Annotated in this window: 12 protein-coding genes; 5 read left to right on the top strand and 7 right to left on the bottom strand. The window is 68.3% G+C overall.

Annotated features, from left to right (window positions below; all coding sequences use genetic code 11):
• Positions 1 to 75 precede the first annotated feature (75 nt).
• Positions 76 to 2,772 carry an aminopeptidase N gene (pepN, locus tag VB777_RS03735; RefSeq protein ID WP_322757446.1) on the top strand — a complete coding sequence of 899 codons (2,697 nt, stop codon included), beginning with the start codon at positions 76 to 78 and terminating at the stop codon, positions 2,770 to 2,772.
• A gap of 60 nt (positions 2,773 to 2,832) precedes the next feature.
• Here pepN and VB777_RS03730 read toward each other — a convergent pair whose 3' ends face one another.
• Both VB777_RS03730 and VB777_RS03725 read right to left on the bottom strand, forming a co-directional pair.
• Positions 2,833 to 4,140, bottom strand: coding sequence for a glycoside hydrolase family 10 protein (locus VB777_RS03730; RefSeq protein WP_322757445.1), 1,308 nt, complete (start codon positions 4,138 to 4,140; stop codon positions 2,833 to 2,835).
• A complete protein-coding gene (locus tag VB777_RS03725; protein WP_197153964.1) occupies positions 4,106 to 5,113 on the bottom strand; it encodes a ribose-phosphate pyrophosphokinase in 1,008 nt (335 codons plus the stop codon). Before VB777_RS03725 ends, VB777_RS03730 begins: the two co-directional genes overlap by 35 nt.
• A 68-nt stretch (positions 5,114 to 5,181) precedes the next feature.
• On the opposite strand from VB777_RS03725, the gene VB777_RS03720 reads away from it, so the two are divergent.
• A complete protein-coding gene (locus tag VB777_RS03720) occupies positions 5,182 to 5,769 on the top strand; it encodes a hypothetical protein (RefSeq protein ID WP_323247194.1) in 588 nt (195 codons plus the stop codon).
• 11 nt (positions 5,770 to 5,780) lie between these two features.
• Here the strand turns inward: VB777_RS03720 and VB777_RS03715 are convergent, their stop codons facing one another.
• The gene (locus VB777_RS03715; protein WP_197153966.1) at positions 5,781 to 6,836 is read right to left on the bottom strand and encodes an LCP family protein; all 1,056 of its coding nucleotides are present in this window, start codon (positions 6,834 to 6,836) and stop codon (positions 5,781 to 5,783) included.
• A 117-nt stretch (positions 6,837 to 6,953) separates the two neighbouring features.
• Here VB777_RS03715 and VB777_RS03710 point away from each other — a divergent pair, with 117 nt between their 5' ends.
• Together VB777_RS03710 and malQ are read left to right on the top strand one after the other, a co-directional pair.
• On the top strand, positions 6,954 to 8,189 hold the full coding sequence (locus tag VB777_RS03710; protein WP_322757442.1) for a Coenzyme F420 hydrogenase/dehydrogenase, beta subunit C-terminal domain: 1,236 nt from the start codon (positions 6,954 to 6,956) through the stop codon (positions 8,187 to 8,189).
• Positions 8,186 to 9,769, top strand: a complete 1,584-nt coding sequence (gene malQ, locus VB777_RS03705) for a 4-alpha-glucanotransferase (RefSeq protein ID WP_323247192.1) — start codon at positions 8,186 to 8,188, stop codon at positions 9,767 to 9,769. The genes VB777_RS03710 and malQ overlap by 4 nt, the downstream gene beginning before the upstream one ends.
• On the opposite strand, the gene VB777_RS03700 is transcribed toward malQ, so the two are convergent.
• Together VB777_RS03700 and VB777_RS03695 are read right to left on the bottom strand one after the other, a co-directional pair.
• Positions 9,727 to 10,728: a helix-turn-helix domain-containing protein gene (locus VB777_RS03700; RefSeq protein WP_323247191.1), complete on the bottom strand. Its 1,002-nt coding sequence runs from the start codon at positions 10,726 to 10,728 to the stop codon at positions 9,727 to 9,729. The genes malQ and VB777_RS03700 overlap by 43 nt on opposite strands.
• The gene (locus tag VB777_RS03695) at positions 10,725 to 11,450 is read right to left on the bottom strand and encodes a pseudouridine synthase (protein WP_323247189.1); all 726 of its coding nucleotides are present in this window, start codon (positions 11,448 to 11,450) and stop codon (positions 10,725 to 10,727) included. The genes VB777_RS03700 and VB777_RS03695 overlap by 4 nt, the downstream gene beginning before the upstream one ends.
• Before the next feature lie 109 nt (positions 11,451 to 11,559).
• On the opposite strand from VB777_RS03695, the gene VB777_RS03690 reads away from it, so the two are divergent.
• A complete protein-coding gene (locus tag VB777_RS03690; protein WP_197153971.1) occupies positions 11,560 to 12,549 on the top strand; it encodes an RpoD/SigA family RNA polymerase sigma factor in 990 nt (329 codons plus the stop codon).
• Between the two features lie 99 nt (positions 12,550 to 12,648).
• Here the strand turns inward: VB777_RS03690 and VB777_RS03685 are convergent, their stop codons facing one another.
• Both VB777_RS03685 and VB777_RS03680 read right to left on the bottom strand, forming a co-directional pair.
• Positions 12,649 to 13,149 (bottom strand): hypothetical protein, encoded by a 501-nt coding sequence (locus VB777_RS03685; protein WP_197159152.1) that lies wholly within the window; start codon positions 13,147 to 13,149, stop codon positions 12,649 to 12,651.
• Between the two features lie 93 nt (positions 13,150 to 13,242).
• The gene (locus VB777_RS03680; RefSeq protein WP_322757441.1) at positions 13,243 to 14,892 is read right to left on the bottom strand and encodes an AarF/ABC1/UbiB kinase family protein; all 1,650 of its coding nucleotides are present in this window, start codon (positions 14,890 to 14,892) and stop codon (positions 13,243 to 13,245) included.
• Positions 14,893 to 14,922 lie beyond the last annotated feature (30 nt).

Here is a 14,922-nt window from a genome sequence, read left to right as displayed (position 1 = left end):
CGCAAGGCTCAGCCCCGCGCGGTTTCTGTTCTTTCGCTGGCCATCCAGGCCGATTCCCCCCGCTCTGCCAACTCCATGGCCGTTGTGCGCCTCGCGGACTACCGTCCCGCGCCCTTCCTTCTGGATCGCGTCGACCTGACGGTGCGGCTGTTCCCTGACCACACGGAGGTGGAGGCAGCGCTGGCGTTCCGGCCCAATCCGGCGGCCGTGCCGACGGAAGACGGCCATCCCGAGTCCCTGCTGCTGCAGGGGCTCGATCTTGAGCTGCTCGATCTCAGCCTCGATGGCGAGCCCGTCGCCGCGGCGGCGATCCAGCACATGCAAGGGCAGTTGCGGATCCTGGAGCCACCAGCGCGGCCGTTCCTGTTGCACAGCCGCGTTCGCCTGCACCCCGAGACCAACACAACCCTGGAAGGCCTGTACGTGAGTGGCGGGCTCTACACCACCCAGTGCGAAGCCGAGGGGTTCCGGCGCATCACCTTCCACCCCGACCGCCCGGATCTGCTCAGCCGCTTCCGGGTGCGGATCGAAGCAAATCGCTCCGCCTGCCCGGTGCTGCTCTCCAATGGCAACTGTGTCGAAACCGGAAGTCTCGAGGCCGAAGCGGGCAGCGAAGCCGAACGCCACTACGCCATCTGGGACGATCCCTTCCCCAAACCCTCCTATCTGTTCGCCCTGGTGGCCGGACGCCTTGAGGAGGTGCGCGATCAGTTCACCACAGCCTCGGGTCGTTCCGTGCTGCTGCGGATCCACGTGGAACCGGGCGACAGCCCCTACACCGGCCATGCCATGGCTTCGCTCAAACGGGCGATGGCCTGGGATGAACAGGTGTACGGCCTGGAGTACGACCTCGATGAGTTCAACATCGTCGCGGTGCGCCACTTCAACATGGGCGCGATGGAAAACAAGAGCCTGAATATCTTCAATTCCAAGCTGGTGCTGGCCGATGCCGAAACCGCCACCGATGCGGAACTGGAGCGGATCGAGAGTGTGATCGCACACGAATACTTTCATAATTGGACCGGCAATCGCATCACCTGTCGCGACTGGTTCCAGCTCTCGCTCAAGGAGGGGCTGACCGTCTTTCGCGATCAGTGCTTCAGCGCGGACCTGCATGGAGCGGCCCTGAAGCGAATCGAGAATGTCTCGCTGCTGCGCAATACCCAGTTCCGCGAAGATGCCGGCCCCACGGCCCATCCGGTGCAGCCGGATCACTACCAGGCGATCGATAACTTCTATACCACCACGATCTACGAAAAGGGATCGGAACTGATTCGCGCTCTGCACACGCTGCTTGGTGCCGAGACCTTCCAGCGCGGCATGGCCCTCTATGTGGAGCGCCATGACGGCACCGCGGCCACCTGCCAGGACTTCGTGCAGGCGATGGAAGACGCAGCGGCCGGCTCTGCCAGCTTCGATTTCGCCCAGTTCCGGCGTTGGTACCACCAGGCCGGCACGCCGGTGCTGCAGGTGAACCGCCGCTGGGATGGTGCGGCGGGGGTGCTGGAGCTCACCCTGCGGCAGCACACCCCGCCCACGCCGGGCCAGCCCGACAAGCAGCCCCTGGTGATTCCGCTGGTGCTGGGCCTGGTGGATCGGGCGGGCCAGCCCCTGCCCCTGCGCCTGGCCGGGGAGTCGCCCTCGCAGGCGGCCGCCGCCGAGCTTCAGGGCGCCTGGGGCAAGGAGAGCCGCCTGCTGGTGATCGATCAGGCGGAACAGCAGCTGCGCTTCGAGGGCTTGCCGCCGGAGGGCCATCCGCCGGCCCTGTCGTTGCTGCGGGGTTTCTCGGCTCCGGTTCGGCTGGAGATCGGCCGTTCCACCGCCGAGCTGGTGCATCTGCTGGCCAGCGACAGCGACCCTTTCGCTCGCTGGGATGCGAGCCAGGTGTTGCTGCGCAAGGCCCTGGTCGCCCGAGCCAGCGGGCAGCCCCATGACCAGCTGGAGGAGGAACTGATCGATGCCTTCGGCCGCATCCTCAGCGATCCCTCCCTCGCGGAGGCGAGCCGCAGCATCCTGTTGGTCGCTCCTGGGATGGCGGAGCTGGAGGAGGCCATGGTGGAACCTGATCCTCCGGCTCTGGTCGCTGCCGGGCTGGCCCTCCAGCGCCGCTTCGGTGAGGCCCATGCGGAGCTGCTGGCCCACACCCTGGAACGCTGCCGGGCCTATTGGGGGATGGAATGGCCGCAGGGCAGCGGCGCCCGCATGCTCACCGGCCGGATCTGGGCCTGGCGGATCGCCGCCGGCGACGGGGCGATGGCAGCAATGGCCCGGGATGCGGTGCACGGGCCATCGATGACCCTGTCCCGTTGCGGACTGCAGGCGCTGCAGGCCCATGCCATCCCGGAGCGGCAGGAGGCGATGGCGGCCTTCTTTGAGCGCTGGCAGGACCGGCCCGTGATCCTCGATGCCTGGTTCGCCCTGGAGGCCGGGGCGCCCTTCGCCGATGGCCTGGAACGGGTGGCGCGTCTGCTGGAGCACCCGCGCTTCGATCCCATGGCTCCCAATTCCGTCCGGGCGGTGCTGGGCGGCCTGGCAGGCAACGCGGTGGTCTTTCATGCCGCCGATGGCCGTGGCTACCGCTTCCTGACGGAGCAGATCGCCGCCCTCGACGGCCGCAACCCGATCACGGCCTCACGCCTGGCGAAGGTGTTCAGCCGCTGGCGGAGTTATGGCCCCGAGCGGCGCGAGCGAATGGCCGAGGCCCTGAACCTGTTGGCGGCCGCACCGTTGTCCTCCAACACCCGCGAGGTGGTGGAGCAGTGCCTGGGCTGAGGGCGCTTCAGCGGGCACAGCACGATGGCCGAGGCGAGCCGCGGCTCAGCGAAACAGCCTTCAGCGAAAGATCTGCCCATGCAGTCGGCGGAAAGCGGCCTTCCTCTGGGCGCCCCCCTCCGGTCCGGCGTGCTGGCCCCAGAGCCCTTCCCAGTAGAAGTAAATGACGCCGTGGCCCCGCTGGGCCGCCAGGCGCGCCTTCTCCTCCAGCTGGCTCATCGGCGGCGTGCGGCCCCCGAAGCCGGCCAGGATGCCGATCTCCACCGGCATGCCCCACTGCCGCGCCTTCACCAGGGCCGGCTGATTGAGATCCTTGGCGAAACCGGCCACGGAATAGGCGTAGTTCTGCACCACCAGGTCGTCGATCAGTTCCCCCAGCGCCCACAGCTCCCAGTCCTGCAGCCAGTGGTTGTAGGCGAAACGGAACGGGCCGGGCGAGAGGCTCACCACCGTGCGCCGATCCCGATCCAGCTTGCCGAGGGAGCTGCGCAGATCCCGCAGCAGCCCGGTGAGTTGCTGCCGCCGCCAGCGCATCCAGTCCCGGTCGGTGGCGTTGTCGGGTGGTTCGCGGCCGGTCTCGGCGCGGTAGAGCGCCCGGGTGTAGGGGTCGTAGCCCAGATCCACGGGCCAGGCGAAGTGGTCGTCGAGCTGGATGCCGTCCACTCCGCAGCGCTGCACGATCTCGCTGACCAGACCGATGAAGCGGCTGCGCACTCCCGGATGGGCCGGATTGAGCCACACTCGCAGGTCCTTCAGCGGCGATGTGCGCAGATCGGCGCCATGCATCGCATAGAGGCTGCTGCCATCGCGCCGCTGGAGCAGCCACTCAGGATGGCGGCGTACCACCTCCGCATCGGCCGGCTCCATCAGGCCGTATTCGAACCAGGGAATCACCTGCAGGCCGCGGCGCTGGGCGGCTTGGGTGAGCCGGCAGATCGGATCGAGGTCGGCACCGGCCCGCAGCAGGGCCGGCTCCATGGGCGCCCAGCGGCTGCGGTGGAAAGTGGTGCCTCGGCTCCAGACGTTGGGGTAGAGGGTGTTGAAGCCGGCATCGGCGAGCTCCTGAACCGCCCGCTCGATCCTGCCGGCGTCGTAGTACAGCGGGCTCGGACTGTTCGTGAGCCACACCCCGACACGCCGGCCACCACTGGCCTGCAGCAGATCCTGCAGGCGCGGGCGGGGTTGGGACTGCGGCGCGGAGCGATTGGGGGCCGGAGCTCGCCGATCGCGCTCCCCCGCACCGGTTGGGACGGCCGCAGGGCCGCAGACGAAGGCTGCTGCCAGCGCCAGGGCGCCGCCCAGTCTCAGCAGCCTGTAGAGGGGATGCTGCGACTCAGCGGAACATCGAGCTGACGGAGCTCTCTTCATGAATACGCCAGATCGCTTCTCCAAGCATGTTGGCCACCGAGAGAACCTGGAGCTGCGGGAACGAGCGCTCCGGGACCAACGGGATGCTGTTGGTCACCACCACTTCTTCGAACAGGCCAGGGGTGGAGAGGCGCTCCACCGCCGGCGGCGAGAACACGGCATGGGTGGCGCAGGCGAGCACCCGGGCAGCACCCCGTTCCCGCAGCAGCTTGGCGCCCTGGTAGATGGTGCCGCCGGTGTCGATCATGTCGTCGATCAACACGGCGGTTTTGTCGGCCACATCCCCGATCACGGTGAGGCTCTCGGCCACGTTGTGACCACTGCGCCGTTTGTCGATGATCGCCAGGGGGGCATCGTTCATCTGCTTGGCGAAGGCGCGGGCCCGGGCCACCCCACCCACATCCGGCGACACCACGACCACCTCCCCGAGGTTGCGGGTGCGGAGATAGTCGACCAGCACCGGTGAGCCGTAGATGTGATCGCAGGGGATATCGAAATACCCCTGGATCTGGGAGGAATGCAGGTCCATCGCCAGCACCCGATCCACACCGGACTTGACCAGCAGATTGGCCACCAGTTTGGCCGTGATCGATTCGCGGCCGGCGGTCTTGCGGTCGGCGCGGGCGTAGCCGTAATAAGGGATCACCGCGGTGATCTGCCGGGCCGAGGCGCGGCGGCAGGCATCCACCATGATCAGCAGCTCCATCAGGTGATCATTCACCGGAGCGCAGGTGGGCTGGATCAGGAAGACATCGCAGCCGCGGATCGACTCCTGAATCTGGATGTACAGCTCGCCGTCGGCGAAGCGCTTGATCACGCACGGGCCATCCGGAACCCCCAGGTAGGCGGCGATCTCGCGGGCCAGATGGGGGTTGGAGGAGCCGCTGAACAGCCGCAGCCGCCGCGTGTCCTGGGCTGACTGGGTGGGACTGGACTGCTGCTCCACCCGATCAGCGGTCAAGAAACTGGTCACGGCGGACGCAAGCGCGACGGCGGAGTTTCGATGGTAGAAGCGACCCGTCCCAGCCAGTGCGAACAAGCGTGAAGTTTTCCGGCCTGGCCACGCCCCTGAGAGTGGTGCTGGCCTCAAGCGGCCGAGCCGACCAGGTGGCGGCCCTCCTGAGCGACCAGGCTCCACGGCTGGCGGCGGCCCTGGGCCTGCCGCTGCACACCCTGACGCCGGCCGCTTGCCCCCACCAGGCCCTGCATCAGCTGGAGGCCATCGTCGGCCCCTGGCTGGCCGCGCTCCCCCGCGATCCGGGCCTGCTGCTGGAGGATCCGGCCAGCGCTGCAACGCATCACTGGGCCGAGGCGCTGGGGGCCTGGCGCCAACCCAGCCTGCTGCTGCTGCCGGCCGACAGCCTCGCCACGGGCGCTCCCGCGGCCACCACAGCCCTGCTGCGGCAGTGGCAGGTGCCCCTGCTCGGCCTGATCCAGGGCGGTGGCCCCTGGGAGCCAGCCCGGCGCCGGAGTGACGGACTGCCCTGGATCGGCTGGCTACCGGAGGCTGGGCGGCCTGAAGCGGTCTTGTCGGAGGCCGCCGAGCAGGAGTGGACCGAACAGGGCATGGACGCCATGCGGCTCAGCCTGGAGGCTCGCTGGCTGCAGCTACAGGCTGAGCTGGACTGAGCCTGGACCGCTCAGGTCTTCGTCTTCCAGGGCGGCAGGGGGGCTTTGGTCTCGAGCTGCCGCAGGCCGCCGTATGTCGCTTTGGCCGGCCCCAGCGGCAGCGACAGGAAGCGCACCTCCCCAGGGCGGGCCAGACCAGCGGCCAGCAGGCTGAGGGTCTCGCTGGGCTCGAGGTTCGTGTCCACCTCGCTGCGCAGCTTCTGCACCAGGTCCGGCAGATTGGCCAAGCGGGCCGGCTGAGCCAGGCTCTCAATCAGGGCGAGCACCACCAGCTCCTGCTGCTGGCGGCGACTGAGCTCGCCGAGGCTGGGATCGCGGTAGCGCAGCAACTGCTCCACCTGGGCACCGTCGAGTTGCTGCAGACCGCTCTGCAGATCAATGCGGTAGCCCTGCGCCTTGTCTTCGTAGAGCATCTTGCGGGGTGGATTGACCTCCAGCCGGCCCAGGGCATCCACCAGGCTGCGCAGTCCGGCGCGGGAGAGCACCAGATAGCGGTCCGGCTCGCCGGGCTCCAGCTTCAGCAGTTCGCGCACCGCATCGCCGGTCAGGGCGACCCCGCCCGTGCGGTAGAGGCTGCCCAGAGCCTGGGGACGTTTCTGACCAGGCAGATTCACGGCCAGTTCAGTGGGCAGGCCGAGCACCTGCAGAGGACCTTCCGGATCGACCCGCACCAGCAGCAGCGCGTCGCTGTTGGGGCTCGGGGCAGGCTTGGCGGCGGTGGCGTTGTCCTTCGCGGCGGTGTCCTGAGCGGGCGACGCGCTGGTGGCTGGCGGGGTCTGGGGTGAGCCAGGCAGGCGATCGGAATCCAGCCCCACCACCAGCAACGTGATCGGCCGGCGTGGTGGCTCGGCCAGATCGCTTGCTGTGCTGGGGCGGTCGTCGGGGCTGCGGGAGTCCTGAACGGGCCAGATCCAGCCCAGCACGGAGATGCCGAGACCAGCGCCGGCGAGGGCGATGACGACACGGCCCAGGGCTCGCCAGCGATGGCCCTTGCCGACGGGGCGGACCCGCGGCGCGGCGGAATGTTCCGCTGAGGAGCTGGAGGTGGAAGGGTCGGTGTCCCGCATGGGGGGCATGGTGCCCGCAGGGCTGGTGGCCCCCACTCTGGCTCAGCCCGGGGATTTGCCCCGCTGGGCCGGGTGGCCGATAGGTTGTGGGCCGTGGAGTCAGCCCACCCCCCTTCCTTGACCGCAGCCTCCAGCACGCCGTCCGGCGCCACCGCGGGCTCCGCCACGCCACCGCACGAGCGGTCCCGCCCCCTGGCCAAGGGCAGCGTCTATCCAGCCAAGGACCTCTGCAGTCAGTGCGGCCTCTGCGACACCCGCTGGGTGTCCTACGTGCGCCGCGCCTGCGCCTTTCTGAGCCAGAACTTCGAGACCATGGAGGCGTCCGCCCACGGTCGCAGCCGCCGGCTCGATGACGAGGACGAGCTCTACTTCGGCGTGCAGCAGCGGATGCTTTCGGCCCGGCTGCAGCAGCCGATCGCCGGAGCCCAGTGGACCGGCATCGTCAGCCGGATCGGCGTGCGAGCCCTGGAGACCGGTCTTGTCGATGCCGTGCTCTGCGTGGGCCAGAGCCCTGACGATCGCTTCACCCCCGTGCCGGTACTGGCCCGCACCGCCGAGCAGGTGCTGGCGGCCCGGGTCAACAAGCCCACCCTCTCGCCCAACCTTGAAGTGCTGGAGCAGCTGCCCGGCAGCGGCATCCAGAGGTTGCTGGCCATCGGCGTGGGCTGTCAGATCCAGGCCCTGCGGGCCGTGCAGTCGACCTTGCCTCTCGACGAGCTCTACGTGCTGGGGCTGCCCTGCGTCGACAACGTCAGTCGCGAAGGCCTGCAGACCTTCCTCGAAAGCGCCAGCCGCTCTCCCGCGACGGTGGTGCACTACGAGTTCATGCAGGACTTCCGCATCCACTTCCGCCACAGCGACGGCAGCGAGGAGACCGTTCCGTTCTTCGGGCTGGACACCCCGAAGCTCAAGGATGTCTTCGCCCCCAGTTGTCTGAGTTGCTTCGACTACACCAATGCCGGTGCCGATCTGGTGGTGGGGTACATGGGGGCCAGCTTCGGCCGCCAGTGGATCACGGTGCGCAACCCCAGGGGGCAGGTGCTGTTGGATCTGGTGGAGCCCGAGCTGGACACCGCTCCCGTCACCAGCCGCGGTGATCGGCGTGCCGCCGTGCAGCAGGGCATCGACGCCTACGACAAGGCCCTGAAACTGCCTCGTTGGCTGGCCGAACTGGTCGGTTTTCTGGTGCAGCGGGTGGGCCCGCAGGGTCTGGAGTACGGCCGCTTCTCGATTGATTCCCACTTCACCCGCAATGCCCTGTGGCTGCGGCGCCATCACCCGGAGATGGCGGAGCGTCATATCCCCGCCTTCGCCCGTCGGATCGTTGAGCGCTACCGCATCCCCTCTCCATGAGTGACCGCCTCTGCGGGGTGCTGCTGCATCCCACTGCCCTGCCGGGCACGCCGGTGTGCGGCACCTTCGGTTTGCACGCCCATGCCCTGATCGACCTCCTGGCCGATCAGGGCATTGCTGCCTGGCAACTGCTGCCCCTGGCCCCCACCGACGGCACCGGCTCCCCCTACAGCTCCCCCAGCGGGTCGGCCCTCAATCCCTGGCTGCTGGATGCAGACGATCTGGTGACCCAGGGCTTTCTCGAGCCTGGCGATCTGGAGGCCCTGCCGAGTGATGGCTCCGAGCCGATGGCTGAGAGCTCCGCTGGAGCTCCCGGGCCGGCACCGCTCGACCTGAGCCTGGCCCCAGCCCGGGCCGCGGCCCTGGGTCGTCTGCTGGTCCAGCGCTGGGCCAGCCAGCCGCTGGACCAGAAACAGAGCTTTGGCCGCTGGCGCCGGCAGCAGCGTTCCTGGCTGCGGGACCACTGCCGTTTCATGGTGCTGCGGCGGCTGCAGGAGGGCCAGCCCTGGTGGAACTGGCCCGGCCCCCTGGCCCGCCGCCACAGCCGTGCCCTGCGGACCCTCGATCAACAACACGGCCCAGCCCTGCTGGAAGAGGGGTTGCTGCAGTGGCATCTGCAGCGTCAGTGGGATGGGCTGCAGCGCCATGCCCACCGCCGCGGCGTGCAGCTGATCGGTGATCTGCCCTTCTATGTGGCCCACGACAGCGCCGATGTCTGGCGTCACCGCTCCCTGTTCTCCCTCCAGTTCGACGGCAGCCTCGCCCAGCAGAGCGGTGTTCCGCCCGACTACTTCTCCGCCACCGGCCAGCTCTGGGGCACCCCGGTGTACCGCTGGAGCGCCCACTGGCTGGGGGGGTTCCGCTGGTGGCTGCGGCGCCTGGGTCGCCAGCTTCAGCTGTTCGACCGACTGAGGCTGGATCACTTCCGGGCCCTGCAGGCCTACTGGAGCATCCCCGGCAGCGACACCACCGCCCAGAACGGCACCTGGCAGCCCTCCCCAGGCTGGCCCCTGCTGGCGCTGCTCTGGCTCGACTGCTGGCGGCGCAGCGGGTTGCTCCCCGATGGCCGGTTGCCCCTGATCGCCGAGGACCTGGGGGTGATCACGCCAGCGGTGGAGGCGCTGCGCGACAGCTTCGCCCTGCCCGGCATGAAGATCCTCCAGTTCGCCTTCGATGGCAACGCGGACAATCCCTACCTGCCGGCCAACTACCGCGGCAACCGCTGGGTGGTGTACACCGGCACCCACGACAACGCCACCAGCCGCAGCTGGTGGGATGGGCTCGATCAGGGCGGCCGCGACCGGGTCCGCGCGGTTGTCGGCGCTGACGTGACGGCGCCGGGCTGGCAATTGCTGGAGGCAGCCCTGGCCACCGAGGCCGAACTGGTGGTGGTTCCCTTGCAGGACCTGCTGGAACTGGACGACCGGGCCCGCTTCAACACCCCTGGAACAACGGGTGGGAACTGGTGCTGGCGCCTGAATCGATCGAGCAGCGACCTGGAAGGTCCGCTGCTCGGTTTCGGCCGGTTGGCGGATCGCTACGGACGCTCCTCGCCGGTGGGTCCGGGAGGAGCGGGCTGAGCGACGGGAGTCTCCGGTCGTTTCGGCGCCGGGGGGGCGGCGATCACGGCCGGGTAGCGGAAGCGGCCAGCGGGATTGCCAGCCAGGGGGGGCAGCGGCGCCCCGTTCCAGCGCACCGCCCGTGCCGCCGCGGCCGGTTCGATCCGCAGCGCGAACGGCGGCAGGATCGGCAGGCTGAGCGTGCCGTTCACGCCTTCCAGACGCGTGTTTCCTCCCTGGGAGGGGGTGATCTCCACCTGGCTGGGGGCGGCCAGCTCCAGGCTCAGCACCCCGAGCGTCTCCGGGCTTCCCTTGGCCAGCTCCCGCCGCAGCTGGGGGAGCCCCTGACCTCTGGCCGTGAGCGTCAGGGGACGCAACTCCGGATGAATCGCCAGCAGCTGCGCGGCTGGATCCTGGGTCCGCACCTGTTCGGAACGGGGCAGGGGGGAAATCGGCCTCGAGCTCAGCAACCCCTCGGCGGCGAGGCGCTGCTGCTGCAGGTTCACCGCGTACACCAGGCCCAGGGTGAGCAGGCCGTAGAGCACCGTGCCCTGCCAGGTGGTGAAGACATCGATCGAGCCGGGGGTGAAGCGCTGCAGCAGCATCCGGCGACTGGATGGCCGGGCCTCGTTCACCGGCGCAGGCAGGGCCGCATCGAGACTCCCGGGGGGGAGTGCCAGGTATCGCTCAATCAACGGCAGCATGGTGCGCAGGTAGGTCACCTCCGGCAGGCGGTCACGCCAGCCGCGCTCGAGCGCCTCCAGCACAGGGGTGCTGATGCGGGTTTCCTGGGCGAGTTCCCGCAGGTTGAGGCCGCGGGCCTCGCGCTGCTCCCGCAGCTGCCGTCCGGCCAGCAGCAGCGGATCCTGTTCGACCCCGCTGGGACCGCCGGTCGGGGATTCGGGCCGGGAACGCCGGAGCCAGCCCAACAGGCGCCGCGGCACGGAGCGCGTCGAGGGCTTACCGGGGCGGAGGTTCACGCAGACGCGACCAGAGCCTCCCATTCTTGTGGGTCGAGCTCGCGCCACTGGCCTTCCGCCAGATCACCGAGTGTGAGATCACCGATCTCCGTGCGTTGGAGATCCAGCACGGGATGGCCGAGGCGTTCGCCGGTCCGGCGGATCTGGCGGTTGCGCCCCTCACGCATCTCGAGCTCCAGAAGGCAGCTCTCGCGGCCCTGGCGCAGCACCCGCAGCCCCACCGGCGCGCTGGGCCGTCCGTCGAGCTGAACCCCGGCCTGCCAGCGGCGCAGGGTCGCGGCATCCGGGCGTCCGGCCACCCGCACCCGATAGGTCTTGCGGTGGCCATAACGGGGGTGGGTGAGCCGCAGGGTGAAGCTGCCGTCGTTGCTGAGCAGCAGGGCGCCGCGGCTGTCGGCATCGAGACGGCCCACCGGATGCAGGCCATCGCCTTGACGCCAGGCCAGGGGCAGCAGGTCCATCACGGTGGTGCGCCCGTGGGGATCGTGACAACTGCAGAGCACCCCCACGGGTTTGTTGAGCAGCAGAACCCGCGCCGGCAGCCGCTCGCCAAGACGATGGCCATCCAGCTCGACCCGGTCCAGCTGCGGGTCAGCCCGCTCGCCCAGCTCCGCCACGACGCCATTGACCCGCACCCGCCCCTGGCGCAGCCAGTCTTCGGCCCGGCGGCGCGACCCCAGACCAGCGGCGGCGATCAGTTTCTGCAACCGTTCGGCGGCCATGGCAAGGGGTGAGCGGCCCTGCGCCCATTGTCCTGCGCGCAAGGCGGAACGATTCCGGAATTTGATGGTAGGTTTACGAAACAGGCAAGTTTCCTAACTCCGCCACCCCATGCCTTCCCTCTCCCTGGTTGCCACCGCCGGCTCCGCCACGGGGCCCCACGGCGATCTGGTGCGCTCCTACCTGCGCGACATCGGCCGGGTACCACTGCTCACCCACGAGCAGGAGATCACCCTCGGCCGTCAGGTCCAGGAGCTGATGGCCCTCGAAGAACTCCGCGAGGAACTCACTCTGCGTTGCGGCGGCCAGCCGCCCAGTGAGGAGCAGCTGGCCGTTGAAGCCAGTCTCACGGTGGCCCTGCTCAAGCGCCGGCTCGCCAACGGCCGCCGCGCCAAGGAGCGGATGGTGGCCGCCAACCTGCGGCTGGTGGTGAGTGTGGCGAAGAAGTACACCAAGCGGAACATGGAACTGCTGGATCTGATCCAGGAGGGCACGATCGGGCTGGTGCGGGGCGTGGAGAAATTCGATCCCACCCGCGGCTACAAGTTCTCCACCTACGCCTACTGGTGGATCCGCCAGGGGATCACCCGGGCGATCGCCGAAAAGAGCCGCACGATCCGCCTGCCGATCCACATCACCGAGACACTCAACAAGCTTAAGAAGGGGCAACGGGAGCTCAGCCAGGAGCTGGGCCGCACCCCCACCGTCACCGAGCTGGCGGTGTTTGTCGAACTGCCGGAAGACGAGGTCAAGGAGCTGCTCTGCCGGGCCCGCCAGCCGGTCAGCCTGGAAACCAAGGTGGGCGACAGTGAGGACACCGAACTGCTCGACCTGCTGGCCGGCGATGGCGTGCTGCCCGAGGAGCTGGTCGATGGCGAGTGCCTGCGGGGCGATCTGAGCTCCCTGCTGGAGCAGTTGCCGGAACTGCAGGGACGGGTGTTGAAGATGCGGTTCGGCATCGACGGTAACGAGCCGATGAGCCTCACCCTGATCGCCAAGACCCTCGGCATGAGCCGCGACAAAACCCGCAACATCGAGCGGCGAGCTTTGGAGGGAATCCGTTCCCGCTCCGAGCTGCTGCAGGGATACCTGGTGGCCTGATCGATTCCTCAGAACAGCTGGATGCCGAAGCACTGGACTTCGAAGAACAGATCTTCGAAGAACTGGACTTCAGAAAAGTGAATGGAGAACAATCCCGCCTCAGAAAAACTGGTCGAAGTTGTCGAAGTCCACGGCTTTGAAGCTGCCATTCTCCACCTGTTCCATCAGGCGCTCCAACTGCACCCACAGGGCTCCCGCTGTCAGCATCGACAGCACGAACGACACCAACAGGGCGGCACCGGCGGAGAATCCGAACACCTGCAGGCTGCCGCCGATGAACAGGGTCACGCCGATCACCAGGCCAGTATAGGGCAGGGTGGTTTCCCATTGGCCCAGCGGCAGGAGTTTGAGGCGGTCCTGCTTCCAGCCATCGAGGCGATTCTGCACCAGCCGGGCGAAGGTGAGCCCGCACAGCACCGCGATCGCCAGACCGGCACCGGCCAGCAGGTACGGAGGCTGCACCAGGGTGGCGTACTCCAGAAAGATGTCATCGGCATCGAGGTCGCCGAACAGGCCACTGGCGGCATCCAGAGCCGCTTCCGACAGATTCACCGGGGCCGGATCGGGGGCGCCACTCGGCGAACCGAAGCTGCCGCCCAGCACCGCAACGGCAGAACAGAGAGAGGATGGGCCGCTGGCGAGGAAGCTCACGGAATCGGTCGGACGGTGCCGCGACCCTAGAACTGGGTCTGATCAGGCTGCGGCGGCCAGGGGATTGAGCCGGGCGAGCACCCCGCTGGCCAGCTTGCGGGCTGAGAAGGTGCGGCGCATCAGACCCAGCAGGGCCCGCAGATCTTCGGTGTGGAGCCGGTCGTTCCGCACCAGGGTGAGCAGCAGACGCTGACGCAGGCTGCTGCCGCCAGGGCCAAGCAGGAGCCGCAGGCCATCGGTGGCCACCGGCAGCAGATCCGGACTGGTCTGGTCGCCTTCCACCACCTGCAGCAGATTTTCGAGCCGCTCGATGCGCAGGCGGCCATCGCGGTCGAAGATCACCTCCAGCAGCTTCTCGCGCATCTCGGCGGTGTCCCCCGCCAGCAGGCGCCGAGCAACATAGGGATAGGCGACCCGGATGATCTTGAAGCTGGGATCCAGCCGCAGCGCCAGCCCTTCCTGGCTCACCACGGCACGGATGATCAGGGCGAAGCGGGCCGGCACGCGGAAGGGGTAGTCGAACATCAGCTCCGAGAAGCGATCCGTGATCGCCTTGAAGTTGAAGCTGCCCACATTTTCGCCAAGCGCCCCGCCCAGCACCTCCTCCAGTGCCGGCAGGATCGGGGTCAGGTCGGCATTGGGATTGAGGAAGCCGAGATCGATGAAGTCCTGGGCCAGGGCGGCGAAGTCACGGTTGATCAGGTGCACCACCGCACCGGTGAGGGTGAGGCGATCGGCATCACTGATCGAGTCCATCATGCCGAAATCCACATAGGCCATATGGCCCATGGCTCCGGTCTTGCCAGGCAGCGCAAACAGATTGCCCGGATGGGGATCGGCGTGGAAATAGCCGAACTCGAGCAGTTGCTGCAGGCCGGAAATCACGCCGGTGCGGATCAGGGCGGCGGGATCGAGATGGCGCGCCTCCAGCTCCTGCCGGTTCTGAAGCTTCACCCCATTGATCCACTGGGTCGTGAGCACATGACGGCTGGAGAGCTGCCGGTACACCCGCGGAACGATCACCTCCGGGTGGTCAGCGAACAGAGCAGCGAATCGCTCGGCATTATCAGCCTCGCAGTGGTAGTCGATCTCTTCAAACAGGGTGCGGCCGAATTCATCGATGATCTCAGCCAATCCGAAACCGAGGTTGAGCGGCAGGATCGGGGCTGCCGCCACGCCAAGCAGTCGGATGATCGCCAGATCGCGGCGCAGGATGTAAGGAAGGTTGGGTCGCTGCACCTTCACAGCCACCCAGTGGCCATCGGCCAGCCGGGCCCTGTACACCTGGCCGAGGCTGGCCGCGGCCATGGGGTAATGGGGGAACTCCTCGAACAGCTGTTCCACCGGAGCGCCCAGCTCGGCCTCGATCAGCGCCAGGGCGGTCTCGTGATCGAAGGGGGGAAGGTTGTCCTGCAGCTGGGTGAGCTGCTCCAGCCAGTCGCGCCGCACCAGGTCGGGACGGGTGGAGAGCGCCTGGCCCACCTTGATGAAGCAGGGGCCCAGGTTGGTGAGGGTGGTGAGAATGCGCCGGGCCAGACGCTGCTGCACAGCCCGATCGCGGCTGTTGCCCTGCACGACCAGCACCAGGGCCAGGCCGCCCAGCTGGCTCAGCACCACCACCAGCCGGGCGATCAGCAGCCAGGGGCGACGCAGCAGCCAGCGGCGGTCAGCGCTGGCGTCGTAAGAGGGCACCAGCTCCTCGACGGGAGCCTGGGTCTGGGC

Origin of the sequence: Synechococcus sp. CCY9202, assembly GCF_034931685.1 — a bacterium.
GTDB lineage: Bacteria > Cyanobacteriota > Cyanobacteriia > PCC-6307 > Cyanobiaceae > CBW1002.
Note: the sequence above shows the minus strand (reverse complement) of the source record. Positions and strands in the feature narration are given on the sequence as shown.